17 protein-coding genes are annotated in these 16,107 nt (G+C 67.8%); 10 read left to right on the forward strand and 7 right to left on the reverse strand.

Features of this window, described 5'->3' with window-relative positions:
- Window positions 1-15: 15 nt before the first annotated feature.
- The 4 genes from MKI84_RS16780 (at window position 16) to MKI84_RS16795 (ending at window position 3,950) form a co-directional block, all read left to right on the forward strand.
- Window positions 16-1,914 carry an ABC transporter permease gene (locus MKI84_RS16780; protein WP_241621393.1) on the forward strand — a complete coding sequence of 633 codons (1,899 nt, stop codon included), beginning with the start codon at window positions 16-18 and terminating at the stop codon, window positions 1,912-1,914.
- Window positions 1,911-2,678, forward strand: coding sequence for an ABC transporter ATP-binding protein (locus MKI84_RS16785; protein ID WP_241621394.1), 768 nt, complete (start codon window positions 1,911-1,913; stop codon window positions 2,676-2,678). The genes MKI84_RS16780 and MKI84_RS16785 overlap by 4 nt, the downstream gene beginning before the upstream one ends.
- Window positions 2,675-3,412 (forward strand): ABC transporter ATP-binding protein, encoded by a 738-nt coding sequence (locus MKI84_RS16790; protein ID WP_241621395.1) that lies wholly within the window; start codon window positions 2,675-2,677, stop codon window positions 3,410-3,412. The genes MKI84_RS16785 and MKI84_RS16790 overlap by 4 nt, the downstream gene beginning before the upstream one ends.
- Window positions 3,413-3,527: 115 nt before the next feature.
- On the forward strand, window positions 3,528-3,950 hold the full coding sequence (locus MKI84_RS16795; RefSeq protein ID WP_241621396.1) for a MarR family winged helix-turn-helix transcriptional regulator: 423 nt from the start codon (window positions 3,528-3,530) through the stop codon (window positions 3,948-3,950).
- Between the two features lie 37 nt (window positions 3,951-3,987).
- On the opposite strand, the gene MKI84_RS16800 is transcribed toward MKI84_RS16795, so the two are convergent.
- Complete coding sequence (locus MKI84_RS16800; protein ID WP_241621397.1) at window positions 3,988-4,731, reverse strand: aspartate/glutamate racemase family protein; 744 nt, start codon at window positions 4,729-4,731, stop codon at window positions 3,988-3,990.
- A gap of 78 nt (window positions 4,732-4,809) precedes the next feature.
- Window positions 4,810-6,060: a glycine hydroxymethyltransferase gene (locus MKI84_RS16805; protein ID WP_241621398.1), complete on the reverse strand. Its 1,251-nt coding sequence runs from the start codon at window positions 6,058-6,060 to the stop codon at window positions 4,810-4,812.
- Between the two features lie 127 nt (window positions 6,061-6,187).
- On the opposite strand from MKI84_RS16805, the gene moeB reads away from it, so the two are divergent.
- Window positions 6,188-6,991, forward strand: a complete 804-nt coding sequence (gene moeB / locus MKI84_RS16810; RefSeq protein WP_241621462.1) for a molybdopterin-synthase adenylyltransferase MoeB — start codon at window positions 6,188-6,190, stop codon at window positions 6,989-6,991.
- An 8-nt stretch (window positions 6,992-6,999) separates the two neighbouring features.
- Here the strand turns inward: moeB and MKI84_RS16815 are convergent, their stop codons facing one another.
- A complete protein-coding gene (locus MKI84_RS16815) occupies window positions 7,000-8,001 on the reverse strand; it encodes a 2-hydroxyacid dehydrogenase (protein WP_241621399.1) in 1,002 nt (333 codons plus the stop codon).
- A gap of 274 nt (window positions 8,002-8,275) precedes the next feature.
- Between MKI84_RS16815 and MKI84_RS16820 the strand changes: the two genes are divergently transcribed.
- On the forward strand, window positions 8,276-8,812 hold the full coding sequence (locus MKI84_RS16820) for an SH3 domain-containing protein (protein WP_425353856.1): 537 nt from the start codon (window positions 8,276-8,278) through the stop codon (window positions 8,810-8,812).
- Between the two features lie 54 nt (window positions 8,813-8,866).
- On the opposite strand, the gene MKI84_RS16825 is transcribed toward MKI84_RS16820, so the two are convergent.
- Window positions 8,867-9,589 (reverse strand): hypothetical protein, encoded by a 723-nt coding sequence (locus tag MKI84_RS16825; protein WP_241621400.1) that lies wholly within the window; start codon window positions 9,587-9,589, stop codon window positions 8,867-8,869.
- Window positions 9,590-9,727: 138 nt separating this feature from the next.
- Window positions 9,728-10,258 (reverse strand): iron response transcriptional regulator IrrA, encoded by a 531-nt coding sequence (gene irrA, locus MKI84_RS16830; RefSeq protein WP_281063247.1) that lies wholly within the window; start codon window positions 10,256-10,258, stop codon window positions 9,728-9,730.
- Window positions 10,259-10,620: 362 nt separating this feature from the next.
- Here irrA and fabA point away from each other — a divergent pair, with 362 nt between their 5' ends.
- The 3 genes from fabA (at window position 10,621) to fabI (ending at window position 13,344) form a co-directional block, all read left to right on the forward strand.
- Entirely contained in the window at window positions 10,621-11,127 is a 507-nt protein-coding gene (gene fabA / locus MKI84_RS16835) for a 3-hydroxyacyl-[acyl-carrier-protein] dehydratase FabA (protein WP_241621465.1), read from the forward strand.
- A gap of 109 nt (window positions 11,128-11,236) precedes the next feature.
- On the forward strand, window positions 11,237-12,460 hold the full coding sequence (fabB, locus tag MKI84_RS16840; protein ID WP_241621401.1) for a beta-ketoacyl-ACP synthase I: 1,224 nt from the start codon (window positions 11,237-11,239) through the stop codon (window positions 12,458-12,460).
- 38 nt (window positions 12,461-12,498) lie between these two features.
- Complete coding sequence (fabI, locus tag MKI84_RS16845) at window positions 12,499-13,344, forward strand: enoyl-ACP reductase FabI (protein WP_241621402.1); 846 nt, start codon at window positions 12,499-12,501, stop codon at window positions 13,342-13,344.
- A 33-nt stretch (window positions 13,345-13,377) separates the two neighbouring features.
- Here fabI and MKI84_RS16850 read toward each other — a convergent pair whose 3' ends face one another.
- Together MKI84_RS16850 and MKI84_RS16855 are read right to left on the reverse strand one after the other, a co-directional pair.
- Window positions 13,378-14,235 (reverse strand): prephenate dehydratase, encoded by an 858-nt coding sequence (locus MKI84_RS16850; RefSeq protein WP_241621403.1) that lies wholly within the window; start codon window positions 14,233-14,235, stop codon window positions 13,378-13,380.
- 14 nt (window positions 14,236-14,249) lie between these two features.
- Window positions 14,250-14,990, reverse strand: a complete 741-nt coding sequence (locus MKI84_RS16855; protein WP_241621404.1) for a 3-deoxy-manno-octulosonate cytidylyltransferase — start codon at window positions 14,988-14,990, stop codon at window positions 14,250-14,252.
- Window positions 14,991-15,215: 225 nt separating this feature from the next.
- On the opposite strand from MKI84_RS16855, the gene MKI84_RS16860 reads away from it, so the two are divergent.
- Window positions 15,216-15,923, forward strand: coding sequence for a c-type cytochrome (locus MKI84_RS16860; protein ID WP_241621405.1), 708 nt, complete (start codon window positions 15,216-15,218; stop codon window positions 15,921-15,923).
- Window positions 15,924-16,107: the final 184 nt, after the last annotated feature.

The following is a 16,107-nucleotide window of genomic DNA, read 5'->3' on the forward strand; positions in this document are numbered from 1 at the left end:
GCGGCGGCGCCTGCAATGGCCCTCGATGCACTGGTGTTCCAGGCGGTGAACGGACTGGCCTCGGCCTCGGGGCTCTTCCTCGTGGCCGCCGGCCTGTCGATCATCTTCGGTGTCACCCGCATCGTGAACATGGCGCATGGCTCGTTCTACATGTTCGGGCTCTACATCGCCGTCACGGTCGCCGACCGCCTGCCCTCCCCGTTCGATTTCTGGGGCGGGGTGCTGGTCGCGGTGGCGCTTACCGCGCTGATCGGCGCGCTGGTGGAGCTCGTGCTGCTGCGCCGGATCTACCGCGCGCCGGAGCTGTACCAGCTGCTCGCCACCTTCGCGCTGATGCTGGTGATGAACGACGCCGCGCTGTGGCTATGGGGGCCGGAAGACCAGCTCGGGCCCCGCGCGGCCGGGCTGACCGGCACCGTGGAACTGCTCGGCCGGCGCCTGCCGGACTATGACATTTTCCTCGCCCTCGCCGGCCCCGCCGTGCTGCTCGGCCTCAACCGTCTGCTCACGCGCAGCCGCTTCGGGCGGCTGATCCGCGCCGCGACGCAGGACCGCGAGATGGTCGCCGCTCTCGGCGTCAACGAGGCGGTGCTGTTCACCGCCGTGTTCGCACTGGGTGCCGGCATTGCGGGGCTGGGCGGCGCGCTGCAGATGCCGCGCGAGCCGGCCAGCCTGACGCTGGACCTCGCCGTGCTGGGCGACGCCTTCGTCGTCGTGGTGATCGGCGGCATGGGCTCGATACGCGGCGCCTATGTCGCCGCCGTGATCGTCGCGCAGGTCAAGGCGCTGTGCATCGCGCTCGGGACCGTGGAACTGGGCGGTCTCGCCTTCAACATGTCGAAGCTCACACTTGTCGCCGAATTCCTGGTGATGGCGCTGGTTCTCGTGGTGCGCCCGCACGGCCTGTTCGGGCGCCCCGCCCCGGCGACGCGAATCCACGCCTCCGCCGTCGAGGCGCCGCTTGTCCCGCTGGGTCCGGGCGGGCGCGGCGCCGCGCTGGCCGCCATCGCGCTGTTCGCCGCCATGCCTCTGATCGGCGACAGTTTCGCCTATGCGCCGGTGCTGGCGCAGGACGTGCTGATCGCGGTGCTGTTCGCCGCCTCGCTGCATTTCATCATGGGGCCGGGCGGCATGGCCTCGTTCGGCCACGCCGCCTATTTCGGGCTCGGGGCCTATGGCGCGGCCTATGCCTTCCTCACTCTCGGCGTTTCGACGCCGGCGGCGCTGGTGCTGGGCCCGGCCATTGCCGGCCTCGGCGCGGTGGTGTTCGGCTGGTTCAGCGTGCGGCTGGAGGGCGTGTATTTCGCCATGCTGACACTCGCCTTCGCGCAGATCGTCTGGTCGATCGTGTTCCAGTGGGAGGAGGTCACCGGCGGTTCCAACGGCCTGTTCGGTGTGTGGCCGGAGGGCGTGCTGGAAAGCCCGACGGGGTTCTATCTCGCCTCCTTCGCGCTGGTCCTCGCCGGTGTACTGGTGCTGCGCCGCCTCGCCTTCTCGCCCTTCGGCCACGCGCTGCGGGCGGCGCGCGATTCCGCGCTGCGGGCGCAGGCCAGCGGCATCGACATTGCCCGCGTGCGCTGGCTCGCCTTCATCATCGCCGGCACGCTGTGCGGGCTGGCCGGCACGCTGTTCGCCTTCGCCAAGGGCTCGATCTCGCCGGAAGCGATCTCGGTAGGGCGCTCGATCGACGCGCTGGTTATGGTGCTGCTCGGCGGGGTGCAGAGCCTTCTTGGCCCCCTGTTCGGAGCGAGCGCCTTCACCCTGCTGCAGGACACGGTGATGCGAGAGACCGCCTATTGGCGCGCACTGCTCGGCGCGCTGATGATCGCGGTCGTGCTGCTGTTCCCCGGCGGCATTGCGGGCGGGCTGAGCGACATCGCGGCCCGGCTGCGGCGCGCGGCGGGGCGGCCATGATCGCGCCGGTGCTTCAGGTCGAGCAGCTCGCCAAGTCCTATGGCGGCGTGCGCGCGCTCGACGGGGTGAGCTTCGATATCCGGCCCGGCGAATTGCTGGCGCTGATCGGCCCGAACGGGGCGGGCAAATCCACCTGCTTCAACATCGTGAACGGCCAGCTCCGCCCCGATGCCGGCACGGTTCGCATTCTCGGACGCGACGCCACCGGCCTGCCGCCGCGCGCCATCGCCCGGCTCGGCGTCGGGCGCACCTTCCAGATCGCCGCCGTGTTCGGCTCGATGACCGTGGTGGAGAATGTGCAGATCGCCTGGCTCGCCGCGCATCGCACGGTGTTCGCCTTCTGGAACCCACTGGCGAACCGCCACCGCGCCGAGGCGCTGGAACTTCTGGAACAGACCGGCATGGCCGAGCTGGCCGACCGCCCGGCCGCCTCGCTCGCCTATGGCGACGTGAAGCGGCTGGAGCTGGCCGTGGCACTGGCCGGCAACCCGAAGCTGCTGCTGATGGACGAGCCCACCGCCGGCATGAGCACGGCCGAACGCGGGGCGCTGATCGCGCTGGTGAAGGCACTCACCACCGAGCGCGGGCTCGCCGTGCTGTTCACCGAGCATTCGATGGACGTGGTGTTCGGCCATGCCGACCGGGTGATCGTGCTCGCCCGTGGCCGGCTGATCGCCGATGGCAGCGTCGACGCGGTGCGCGCCGACCCCAAGGTGCGCGAGGTCTATCTCGGCAGCGGACTGGCAAGCGGAGAGCGGCGATGAGCGAGACGCCCCGGCTGGAAATCGAGGCGCTCGACGCCTGGTATGGTGCGGCGCGCATCCTGTTCGGTGTCTCGCTCCATGTCGGGCGCGGCGAAGCGGTGGCGCTGATCGGGCGCAACGGGGCCGGCAAATCCACCACCATGAAGGCGGTGATGGGGCTTGTGACGCGTCGCGCCGCGCGTCTCGATGTCGAGGGTCGCGACCTGCGCGCGCTGCCGACCTACGAGATCGCCCGTCATGGAGTCGGCTACGTACCGGAGGACCGGCGCATTTTCACCGAGCTTACCGTTGCCGAAAATCTCGATATCGGCCGGCGCCCCCGCCCCGCCGGCACCGCACCGGACCTGCCGGACTGGACACCGCAGGCCCTGTTCGCGCTGTTTCCCAATCTTGCGGAGATGCAGGACAGGCCCGGCGGCGCCATGTCCGGCGGCGAGCAGCAGATGCTCGCCATTGCCCGCACGCTGGTCGGCCAACCACGTCTCCTGCTGCTGGACGAGCCGTCCGAAGGCGTGGCGCCGGTGATTGTCGACCAGATGATTCATGCCTTGCACACGCTCAAGCGCGCCGGCCTCTCGATGCTGATCGCGGAACAGAACCTCGACCTGTGCCGTTCTCTCTGCGACCGGGCCTATGTGATCGAGCAAGGCGAGCTTCGCTGGCACGGCGCGATGGCGGAGCTGGAGGAGGAAGCTTTGTTCGGCCGTGTGGCGCCGACGAATGGTATTATGTGAAGTTGTATCCAAATCAGCTATTTGCGAGCCGGCTCAGTTATGATCTGTTGGCGGCAGATAATGCGGGGGCATTGGAATGGTGGCTGACCGCCCTCCGGATGATGACGGCACCGGGATGGACACACCCCCACCCTATCGGCTCAGCGAGCAGGTGGGGTTCCTCATGCGCGTCGCCAATCAACGCCATACCGCCCTGTTCGCCGAACGGATGATCGAAGGCCTCACCCCGCCGCAATTCGCCACGCTGGCCAAGCTGCGCGAGATCGGGCCGTGCTCGCAGAACCGGCTCGGGCGGCTGATCTTCCTCGATGCCGCGACCATCAAGGGCGTGGTCGATCGTCTGAGCGGCCGCGGCTTCGTGATCACCGCCGACGATCCCAACGACCGGCGCCGGCGCGCGGTGGGGCTCACCACACGCGGCCACTCCGTTGCCGACGCCGCGATCGAGGTGGCGCGCGATATCAGCGAGGCGACGCTGGAAAAGCTCAGCCCGCGCGAGAAGAAGCAGGTGGTGGATCTGCTGCGCAAGCTCGGCTGAACGTCGTGCCCGGAGAGCCGCCCGATAGGCACGTACTTTAGCCGCGCGGGGCGAAGGGCGCGAGGATGCCGGCATAAGGCTTGGGGCGCGGGGCGGCGTAGGCGCCGGACTTCGATGTCGCCAACCCGATCCGCGCCAGCCCTTCCGCCAGCATCACCGCGCTCACCACCCCGTCGATCACCGGCACGCCGTGCTCCTCGCCGAGCGAGCGGGCGAGGTCCGCCATGCCGGCACAGCCGAGCACGACCGCCTCCGCGCGATCCCGTGCCACCGCCTCGGCGATTTCGGCGGAGATGCGGGCGCGGGCGTTGGAGCCCGGATCCTCCAGCTCCAGCACCGCGACATCGGAGGCCCGGACCGCGCAGCAGCGCCGGGCAAGCCCGTAGCGCTCCAGATTGGCCTCGATCACCGGCACCGACCGCTGCAGCGTCGTCACCACCGCGAAGCGATGGGCAATCAGGCTCGCCATGTGAAAGCCGGCCTCGCCGATACCGACCACCGGCGCCCGGCTCAGTGCCCGCGCGGCATCGAGCCCGGTGTCGTCGAAACAGGCGATGATATGGGCATCGACCCCGCCTTCCGTGGCATCGGCCCGCGCGATGGCGTCAAGCAGGCCCGGCAAGGCGAGTGCGTCGTCAAAAAAGCCCTCGATCGAGGCCGGCCCCATGGTGGAGGTCGCCTCGATGATGCGGGTGTCCCCGCCCGCCACCAGCCGCGCGGCGGCGGCGATCTTGTCGGTCATCGAGACGGTGGTGTTCGGATTGACGAGATGGATGCGCAAGGACGTTCCCGGAACCGCTGGAGAAGGAAATGCCACGCCGTTCTAGCATGCGGCCGGCGCGCGGGCAGCGGCCTGTCATCATTCGCCGGCCAGCAGGCGCTCCACCGCGGCAAGGCTCGCCCCGGCCTCAACCTCCTCGCGCAGCCTCACCCCTCCCGCCCCGCCGGGAACCAGCAGGGCGGCCAGCCGATCCGCCACCGCGCCCATACGCCCGGCTCGCAGCCCGAGCGTGGCCAGGAACTGGGTTCCGACCCGCAGCGCCGAGCGGCCGGGGCGGGTGATGTCTGAGGCGGTGCCGACAAGGATGCCAAGCGTCTCCAGCCGGTCGATCAGCGCCCGCGGGGCGGCATCCGGCGCGATCGGCATCAGGAACTGGTGAGTGAACTCCTGCTCCGGCGCGATCACCGGCAGGCCGCGCGCCCGGCAGGCGCTTGCCAGCGCGGCAGTGTTTTCCGTGACCGAGCGCGCGTAATCCGCCCCGCCGGCACGGATTTCCGCAAGCGTCGCCAGCAGCGCAGGCAGCATGGCCGCGTTGTAATTGGCAAGGAAGCGCGCATCGAGCAGCGCCGCGAGCCGGGCACCATCGGCGGCATCACGCCCTAGAACCAGCCCCTGCGGCAGGCCGGGAATGGTCTTGTAGGTGGAGGTCACCATCACGTCGACGCCGGCCGCCAGCGGATTGGGATAGGTGCCGCCGGCGATCAGCCCGGCGACATGGGAGGCGTCGAAGATCGTGGTGGCGCCCACCTCCCGCGCGGCCGCGACCACAGGCCCGATCTCGTCGGGGCGAAGCATCACGCTGCGGCCGAGCATGACGAGGCGCGGGCGACGCGCGCGCACCAGCGCCGCCGCCTCCGGCGCATCGAGGGCCAGCGCCGCGGCATCGAACGGCAGTTCCTCGCAGGCGAGGCCGGCGAGAGCCGGCGTGCCGCCGCCGCGCTGGCTCAGATGCCCGCCATGAGCGGCAGCGGGCGCGAGCATCAGGTCGCCCGGCGCGGCGAAGGCATGGAACACGGCAAGGTTCGCGAGCGTCGCGCTCGGCAGGCGCGGCTCGGCCCAGCCCGCGCCGAACACGGCGCAGGCCGCCTCGCGGACCGCGACCTCGACGCGCGAGACGATCTGCGTGCCCGGCTGCTCCTTGTCAAAGCTCGGCCCCATGGAGGGCATCGCCCCGAGCCCCGGCGCATAGGCGGCGCGCACCGTCTCCGATGGCAGATTGGCGCCGGCATAAAGCACCAGCCGGCGGCGGCGCAGCCGGTCCTCATGGGCGCGGGCCTCATCGAGAAGAGCGGTATTGCCGGATGACTCCGGCGGCGCGATCCTGTTCATACGTTCTCTTTGCCCGATTCGCGGGGCGGCCGGCCATCGGCAATGGCGCCGGGCCGCGCGATGATTATATGGCGCTATCATGAGCACGCACCCCACCTCCGCCTCCCGCCCCACCTCCCGCCCGTCGATGTTCTCCTCCGAGGAGGTCGAGCGTTATGCCCGCCATCTCGTGCTCGGCGAGGTCGGCGGGCCGGGCCAGCAGAAGCTGAAAAAGGCCAGCGTGCTGGTGGTGGGGGCCGGCGGTCTCGGCGCTCCCGCCCTGCTCTACCTGGCCGCGGCGGGCGTGGGACGGCTGGTAGTGGTCGACGACGACGTGGTGTCGCTTTCCAACCTGCAGCGGCAGGTGATCCACGCGACGCCCGATATCGGCAAGCCGAAGATCCAGAGCGCGGGCGAGGCGGTGAACCGGCTGAACCCGCATGTCGATTTCGTCGGGGTCGATTCGCGGCTCGACGCCGACAATGCGATGGGGCTGATCGGCGACGTCGACGTGGTGATCGACGGCTCCGACAATTTCGCGACGCGCTATCTGGTGGCGGATGCCTGCGCGCTGGCCGGCAAGCCGCTGGTGACGGCCGCGCTCGGCCGCTTCGACGCCACGGTGACGACGCTGCGCCCGCACGAGACCGCGCCGGACGGCACACCCAACCCGACCTATCGCTGCCTGTTCCCGGACGCCCCGCCGCCCGGCACGGTGCCGAGCTGTGCGGAGGCCGGCATTCTCGGCGCGCTGGCCGGCACCGCCGGCTCGCTGGTAGCGCTGGAAGCGATCCGCGCTATCACCGGCTTCGGCGAGGGGCTGGTCGGGCGGCTCTTGATGATCGACACCCTGACCATGCGCTTCGAGACGCTGAACTATGGATGGGACCCGGACAACCCGCTGACCGGGACACATCCGACCATCACCGACCTCTCGCACCACCGGCGCTGAGGCGGCCCTCACAACATCGAGGGCAGCACGCGGTCGGGCGGGCGGTGACCATCCATGAAGGCGCGGATGTTCACGATCACCTTCTCGCCGGTGTCGACGCGCGCTTCCACCGTGGCCGAGCCCATATGCGGCAGCAGCACCACCTTGCCGGCGCGCGCGAGGCGCAGCAGGCGCGGGCTCACCGCCGGCTCGCGCTCGAACACGTCGAGACCCGCGCCCGCCAGTTCTCCGGTCTCGATCATCCGGATCAGCGCGCTCTCGTCGATCACCTCGCCACGCGCGGTGTTGACGATATAGGCGTCGCGCCGCACCAGCTTCAGCCGGCGCGCCGAGAGCAGGTGGAAGGTGGCCGGGGTGTGCGGGCAGTTCACGGAGAGGATATCCATGCGCGCCAGCATCTGGTCGAGGCTGTCCCAATAGGTCGCCTCCAGCTCCTCCTCGATATGGGAGGGCAGCGGGTGGCGGTTGTGGTAGTGAATCTGCAGACCGAAGGCGCGGGCGCGGCGGGCGACCGCCTGGCCGATGCGGCCCATGCCGATGATGCCGAGCCGCTTGCCCCAGATGCGGTGGCCGAGCATCCAGGTCGGCGACCAGCCGGGCCACACGCCATCTTCCTGGATGATGATCGCAGCGCCTTCGGTAAGGCGGCGGGGCACGGCGAGAATCAGCGCCATGGTCATGTCCGCCGTATCCTCGGTGAGGACGCCGGGCGTGTTGGTGATGGTGATGCCGCGCGCGCTGGCGGCGGCCACGTCGATATGGTCGACGCCATTACCGAAATTGGCGATCAGCTTGAGATTGGGCCCGGCACCGGCCAGTACCTCGGCGTCGATGCGGTCGCAGATCGCCGGCACCAGCACGTCGGCCATGCCGGCCGCCTCCGCGAGCTGTGCCTGGGTGAGCGGCTTGTCCTCGACATTGAGCCGGGCGTCGAACAATTCGCGCATCCGGGTCTCGATCTTGTCCGGCAGCTTGCGCGTGACCACCACCAGCGGTTTTTTGCGAGCCATGCTGATCCCCCGTGAGAATTCGGAATCCCTGTGTGAATCGCAAGCCGCGATCAAGGTCCCGTTAACGCTGAGGGCACACAATCGCGCGCAACCGGGCGACGCGTTCATTAGCAGACAGGCCGGCGTAACACAAAAATGCACCGGTTTGCGGTGCACGCGTCCGTCGACACATGGCGGGAGGGGCGCGGCACGGCATCCGGCCCGCACCGGGCGGCAATAGGTGAATCGAACGATGCAAAGCATAGGGCTTCGGAACGGGGCGAAGCTTCGGAAGGTGACGGACCGGGTATGGCTCGCCGCGCTGGCGCTGGCGGGCGGCCTGCTGGGCGGCGCGCTGATCGCTCCGCCCGCCACCCACGCGCAGGAAGCGGCTGTGGGCCGCACATCGGGCCTGCCGGTGCCCCGCTTCCTGTCGCTGAAGGCCGACAAGACCAATGTCCGCTCCGGCCCGACCAAGGACCATGCGGTGGCGTGGGTGTTCACCCGCGCCGGCCTGCCGGTGGAGGTGACCGCCGAATTCGAGACCTGGCGGCGCATCCGCGACGCGGACGGGGCGGAAGGCTGGGTCTACCATTCCATGCTGTCCGGGCGGCGCACCGCGCTGGTCGGCCCCTGGCTGAAGGACGGCCCGACGCCGCTTTACGCCAATCCAGACGCCGATTCAGCGGTCCGGGCGCGGCTCGAACCCGGCGTGCTGGGCAAGCTCGACAAATGCGACGGCAAATGGTGCCACTTCTTCGACAACGGCTTCGACGGCTTCATCGAGCAGGAAAAGCTCTGGGGCGTTTATCCGGGCGAGAAGCTGGAGTGAGGTGAGGGCTGGGCGCGGCAATGGCATCACGCCGCAGCCTGAAGCTGCGGCGTCTCACGGTAGACTAGGATCAGTGCACGAGTAGCCGCGCACAGACCGAGGAACGGTCGTGAACCGCGAAAGTTGGCGGTAGCGCTGATGCCACCGCGTCGACGAAAAGCCTATGCTCGGATGATTGATCAGGCCGAAGACCCGATAGCCATCATCATAATAAGCATAGCTCCAATGGTTCCCAGCAAAGCCCGGCAGACCCGGAATCAAGCAGTTCCAGAGTCGTTTTCCGCAGCACAGCACGATCTCCGGATGATAAGTCCCGAGCACGGACTGGAGAGGCTCCCGCCCGGCAAGAAAACTCTCATGCGTGGGGCACCGCGATTGACCGCCCTCACTCTGCCGACGGCTGTCGACCATGTCAGGCACATAATTATAGAAGAGCGTCGCGCGCCAGAAGTTTTCGATTTCCGTTCTTGATAAGGTGTACTTCTTAACGCCGGTCACGGTTTGAAGTACGTTCGTGAAAAATCGATAATTGCCGTTTATCGTCAGGCTGCGAACGGTCCCCTCCGTAAATCGCTCTTTGTTGATATGGTCGAATGACGGTCCATCGTCGTGATGAGACTCGCCCAGCACCATCAGCCTCAGGCCGCTCAGACAGTTATCACTTCGGCCAAAATCGCTTGTAACCCACGGCTGAAACACCTCACCCACCTTATCGATTGGCTGCCAGCGACAGGCAATCGGGATGCCGAGGACCCGTAAATTTTGGCGTCCGATCATGGCTCCCCACAAGAACCTTACGGACACGGCCAATCCAGCCGTCGGACAAAGAAATTTTTCACTCTGCGCATAACAAAAAAGGCCAGTCACCAAGACCGGCCTTTCTGAAAAATCAAACGCCCGAACGTACGCCGCGCCTCACGCCCGGCGCTTGGGGCGCAGGCGGACCACCACGTCGATGCGGGCGATCTCATAACCTTCCGGCGCCTCGGGGACGCGCTCGACCTCGACTTCCGCGCTGGGAATGTCGACGAGGTTGTTCTCGCCTTCCAGGAAGAAGTGGTGGTGGTCGGTGGGGTTGGTGTCGAAATAGGTCTTGGAACCGTCGACCGCCAGTTCGCGCAGCAGGCCGGCCTCGGTGAACTGGTGCAGGGTGTTGTAGACCGTGGCCAGCGACACCGGGAAGCGCGCCTTGATCGCCTCTTCGTGCAGGATTTCCGCCGAGACGTGGCGGTCGCCCTTGGCGAACAGCAGCCAGCCGAGCGCGAGGCGCTGGCGGGTGGGGCGCAGGCCGACGTCGCGCAGCATATGGCGCACATCATGGAACGGGCAGCCGGTGCGGCCATTGCCCGCGCCATCGCGCAGCCGTGCGACCGGAAGCACCGCATCCCCGTCGTCGACCACGACACGGGAAACGGCAACAGGGTGGGGACGAAGGCCTTCGCTCATCTTTCGTTCCGACATACCGTCAATCCGCGCTCCATCGCCGCCAGATGCGGGGCAAGAGAGCGCCGATATTCATTCGATGATCGTGCCCGTGGCGGAAACCACCGCAGGCACACGGATTTTTCAACAGGGATTATACCCGCACCCTGTCGCCTCCGGCAATATAGCCGCAAATGATAGTAATTATTCCAAACTAGCCCTGCCACCGGCGGTGTCTGTTTATGTCGTCATTGGCCCGTCGCGAATCCCGGGTGCGCCACGCAGGCGACTTTGAGGGCGAGTGCCCCTGTGTTAGGAAGCGCCCATCAGGCGGGTCGGGAGGCCCGTCGTGGCGCGACATGACAATTTTGGGTGACAAGAAGACGATGGGCGAGCGGCAGACAAGCTTCAGCTACGACGAACTGCTCGCATGCGGGCGTGGAGAGCTTTTCGGCGAGGGCAACGCGCAGCTCCCGCTGCCGCCCATGCTGATGTTCGACCGCATCACCGAAATTTCGGAGACCGGCGGAGCCAATGGCAAGGGCTTCATCCGTGCCGAGCTCGACGTCAATCCGGACCTCTGGTTCTTCGCCTGCCACTTTAAGGGCGATCCGGTGATGCCCGGCTGCCTGGGTCTCGACGCGATGTGGCAGCTCGTCGGCTTCTATCTCGGCTGGCTCGGCTCGTCCGGCCGCGGCCGCGCGCTGGCGACAGGCGAGGTGAAGTTCACCGGCCAGGTGCTGCCCACCGTCAAGAAGGTGGTGTACGGCATCGACTTCAAGCGCGTCATGCGCTCCAAGCTGGTGCTCGGCATTGCCGATGGCTGGCTTGAAGCCGATGGCGAGGTGATCTACCGCGCCAGCGATCTCAAGGTCGGCCTGTTCCAGACCTGAGCCTTATCGCCCGCGCGTCCGAAACGGCGCGGGCCAGCAACCCTCTTGCGCGAGGGGGCGGACAGCGCCATCTCGCGGGCTCCGAGCAGTCTCAAGGAAGGATCAGCCTATGCGCCGCGTGGTCGTGACCGGTATGGGCATCGTCTCGTCGATCGGCAATTCCACTCAGGAAGTGCTGGCCTCGCTGCGCGAGGGCAAGAGCGGCATCACCCGCGCGCAGAGCTATGTCGACCTCGGCTTCCGCAGCCAGGTCCATGGCGCGCCCGATCTCGATGCCAGCACGATCGTCGACCGCCGCGCCATGCGCTTCCACGGCGGCGGCACTGCCTGGAACCATGTCGCCATGGACCAGGCGATCCGCGACGCCGGGCTTGAGGAGAACGAGGTTTCCAACGAGCGCACCGGCCTCGTCATGGGCTCGGGCGGTTCCTCCACCCGCACCATCGTCGAAGCCGCCGACATTACCCGTAAGAATTCCAGCCCCAAGCGCGTCGGCCCGTTCGCCGTGCCCAAGGCCATGGGCTCCACCGCCTCGGCGACGCTCTCCACCTGGTTCAAGATCAAGGGCGCGAGCTATTCGATCTCGGCGGCCTGCGCCACGACCAATATCTGCATCGGCAACGCCGCCGAGCAGATCATGTATGGCAAGCAGGACATCATGTTCGCCGGCGGCTGCGAGGATCTCGACTGGACCCTCTCCGACCTGTTCGATGCCATGGGCGCCATGTCCTCCGACTATAATGACCGCCCGGCTGTCGCGTCGCGCCCCTATGACAAGAACCGCGACGGCTTCGTCATTTCCGGCGGCGCCGGCGTGCTGGTTCTGGAAGAGCTGGAGCATGCCAAGGCGCGCGGTGCGCGCATCTACGCCGAAATCGTGGGCTATGGCGCCTCCTCGGATGGCGCCGACATGGTGGCCCCTTCCGGCGAGGGCGCCGCGCGCGCCATGAAGCTCGCGCTCAACGGGGTGAAGGGCGGTATCGACTATATCAACCCGCACGCCACCTCGACGCCGATCGGCGACCTCAAGGAAATCGAGGCGATCCGCGCCGTGTTCGGCGATACCTGCCCGCCGATTTCCGCCACCAAGTCGCTCACCGGCCATTCGCAGGGCGCGACCGGCGTGCACGAGGCGGTCTACTCGATCCTGATGATGCAGAACGGCTTCATTGCCGCCAGCGCCCATATCGACGAGATCGACCCCGCCTTCGCCGACATGCCGATCGCCCGCGAGCGGATCGACAATGTGAAGCTCGGCCGCGTCCTGTCCAACGGATTCGGATTCGGCGGTACCAACGCGGTGCTCGTCCTCCAGCATCCCGACGCCGCCTGAACCCACCGTCGCGCCACCGCGCTTAAGGAGTGCAGATAATGGGCCTCATGCAGGGCAAGCGCGGACTCGTGATGGGTGTCGCCAATGATCACTCCATCGCCTGGGGCATCGCCAAGGCGCTGGCGGCACAGGGCGCGGAACTCGCCTTCACCTATCAGGGAGAGGCGCTGGGCCGCCGCGTGAAGCCGCTCGCCCAGTCGCTCGGCAGCGACCTGATGCTGCCCTGCGACGTCGAGGATATCGAATCGGTGGACGGCGCGTTCGCGGCACTGGCCGAGAAATGGGGCAGCATCGACTTCCTGGTCCACGCCATCGGCTTCTCCGACAAGAACGAACTGAAGGGCCGCTACGCAGACACCACGCGGGCGAACTTCACCCGCACCATGGTCATCTCGTGCTTCTCCTTCACCGAGATCGCCAAGCGCGCGGCGGCGATCATGCCCAAGGGCGGCTCGATCATCACGCTCACCTATGGCGGCGCGACCCGGGTGATGCCGAACTATAATGTGATGGGCGTCGCCAAGGCCGCGCTGGAAGCGAGCGTGCGCTACCTCGCCGCCGATTACGGCCCGCAGGGCGTGCGGGTGAACGCGGTCTCCGCCGGCCCGGTGCGCACGCTGGCGGGCGCGGGCATCGCCGATGCCCGGCTGATGTTCAACTACCAGAAGCGCAACGCCCCGCTGCGGCGCACCGTCTCGATCGAGGAAGTGGGCGGCGCCAGCCTCTATCTGCTGTCCGACCTGTCGAGCGGGGTCACCGGCGAGGTGCACTTCGTCGATTCCGGCTACAACATCATGTCGATGCCGAACACCGACACGCTCAAGGCCATGGAAGAGGCCGAGGCCAAGGTGGAAGCCGCCGGCGGGGACGTCGCCGCGGAGTGATCGGCAGCGGAACGCTCCGCCGCCGGCACGACCTCAATATTTGGCGGCGAGTGCGATCCGGTAGGGATGCGCGGGATAGACGCCCAGGATCCGCAGCTCCTTGGAGAAGAAGGCCAGTTCCTCCAGTGCCAGCTTGAGCGAGCGATCGTCGGGATGGCCGACGACATCGGCATAGAACTGGGTGGCGAAGAACTCGCCGTCGAGCTGGTAGGATTCCAGCTTGGTCATGTTCACGCCATTGGTGGCGAAGCCGCCCAGCGCCTTATAGAGCGCGGCAGGGACGTTCTTCACCCGGAACACGAAGGTGGTCACGGTGGTGCCGCTCTCGGCCGCCGCCCACTCCGCCTCGCGCGACAGGATGATGAAGCGCGTGGTGTTGTGCGCCTCGTCCTCGATGTTCTCGGCGATGATGTCGAGCCCGTAGATCTCGGCGGCGAGGCGCGAGGCGATCGCCGCCTGCGTCAGGTCGCCCGCCTCGGCGATCTTGCGCGCCGCGCCGGCGGTATCGGCGCCGACCACCGCCTTGAGGCCAAGCTTGCGGATGATATTGCGGCACTGGCCGAGTGCCATGACATGGCTCTCCACCGTCTGCACCGTGGCGAGCGAGGCGCCCGGCACCGCCATCAGCTGGTGCGACAGCGGCAGGAAGAACTCACCGATGATGTTGAGCCCCGAGGTCGGCATCAGATGGTGGATATCCGCCACCCGGCCGGCGACCGAGTTCTCGATCGGGATCATGCCGAGGTCGGCCTCGCCGTTCTGCAGGGCGAAGAACGCATCCTCGAAGGTGGCGCACGGCACCGCCTCGAACTCCGGAAACACCTCGCGGCAGGCGATGTGCGAATTCGCTCCGGGCTCGCCCTGGAACACGATGGTGCGGCGCGTGGTCATGTCGGTACTGTCCGTCAGTTCTTCGCTTCGAGCGCGAGGAGTTCCCGCGCCTTGATCAGGTCTTCCGGCGTGTCGACGCCGAGCGGTACGGTGTCGACCACCGCGACGTCGATGCGCATGCCCGCCTCCAGCGCGCGGAGCTGCTCCAGCTTCTCGCGGGTCTCCAGCGCGGAGGGCGGCAGGCTCACGAAGCGCTCCAGCGCCGCGCGGCGATAGGCATAGAGGCCGATATGGTGGAACAGCGCGCCATCGCCGTAAGGGGCGGTGGCGCGGGTGAAATAGAGCGCGCGCAGGCGGGTGGCCGAGAGCGGGCTGCCGACCGCCTTCACCACGTTCGGATTGGTGCGCTCGGGGGCGTGGATGATCTGCGCGGCGAGCGTGCCGATGTCGACCGCCGGCTCGTCCAGCAGGTCGACCGCGGCGCGAATCAGCGCGGGATCGATGGTCGGCAGGTCGCCCTGGACGTTCACCACATGCCGCGCGCGGCCCTGCGGATCGACATGGCCCAGCGCCTCGAAGATGCGGTCCGAGCCGGAGGCATGGTCGGCGCGGGTCATCACCACGTCGAAACCGGCGGATTTGACCGCGGCGCGCACATCCTCGTCGTCGGTCGCGACCACGACATGGCCGATATCGGCCGCGGCCGAACGCCGCGCCACCTCGACGATCATCGGCCGCCCGCCGACATCCGCCAGCGGCTTGCCGGGCAGCCGCGTCGACGCCATGCGTGCCGGAATGAGTACAAGTGTGTCCATGACGGACTTTTGCCTGCCTTACCGTGGAGTTGGGCCGATCGCTGCGCCCGCGAAACAGTGGCGAAACGTAGCAATCGCGGGGCGCTTATACGGGTTGCACGCCAACCGTCAAAATGATTAGTTCCCGCCCGCCATTGGCGGCCGGGCGATGTGGCTGCTACATTGTGCGGGGTGCCGCGGGCCAGCCGGATGGTCCGCGATACCGGGTGAGGGAGCCGATATTTCATGAACAGCTTCGAGCTGAACAAGATTGCTGGGGCGGTGCTGGGCGTATTGACGTTCACGCTGGCCCTGAACGTGTTTTCGGGACTGCTGTTCACGTCGCACGCGCCTGAGACACCCGGCTTCGTCATCGACGTGCCGGAAGCCGGCGCCGGCGCCGCCCAGGCGGCCGCCCCGGCCGAGGTGCCGCTGCCGGAACTTCTCGCCGCGGCCAACGTCGAGAAGGGCGCCGCCGTCGCCAAGAAGTGCGCCGCGTGCCACAATTTCGTGGAAGGCGCCGGTGCCAAGGTCGGGCCGGACCTCTACGGCATCGTCAACCGCCCCTTCGCCAGCGCGGAAGGCTTCGCCTATTCCGCCGCGATGAAGGCCCATGGTGGCACCTGGACCTTCGAAGAGCTCAACGCCTTCATCAAGAACCCGAAGGCCGACATTCCCGGCACCGCCATGGGCTTCGCCGGCCTGGCCAAGGACACCGAGCGCGCCGACCTGCTGGTCTATCTCAACTCGCTGTCGCACAGCCCGGCACCGCTTCCGGCGGCAGCCCCCGCCGAGGCCACCCCGACCGCCGCGCCCGCTGGCGAGGCGCCCGCGGCTCCGGCTCCGGAAGCGCCCGCGGCGCCTGCTCCCGAAGCACCGGCCGCCCCGGCTCCGGAAGCTCCGGCGACGCCCGCTCCCGCGGAACCGGCTCCGGCGGCGCCTGCCGCTCCCTGAGCCTCACCAGGCGGCGCTGCCCCTGCGTCATTCACGATCACGTCAGGCCGGCCGCACTTTTGTGCGCCGGCCTTATTCTTTTCCGAACGCTGCCGTTCATACTGGCCGGTAACACGCTGCGTTCACGCGGCCGGACGACCTGCCGTCGAACGACCCGCCGTGATAGCGGCCAAAACGCCACGCC

Source organism: Ancylobacter gelatini (genome assembly GCF_022601675.1).
GTDB classification, from domain to species: Bacteria; Pseudomonadota; Alphaproteobacteria; order Rhizobiales; family Xanthobacteraceae; genus Ancylobacter; species Ancylobacter gelatini.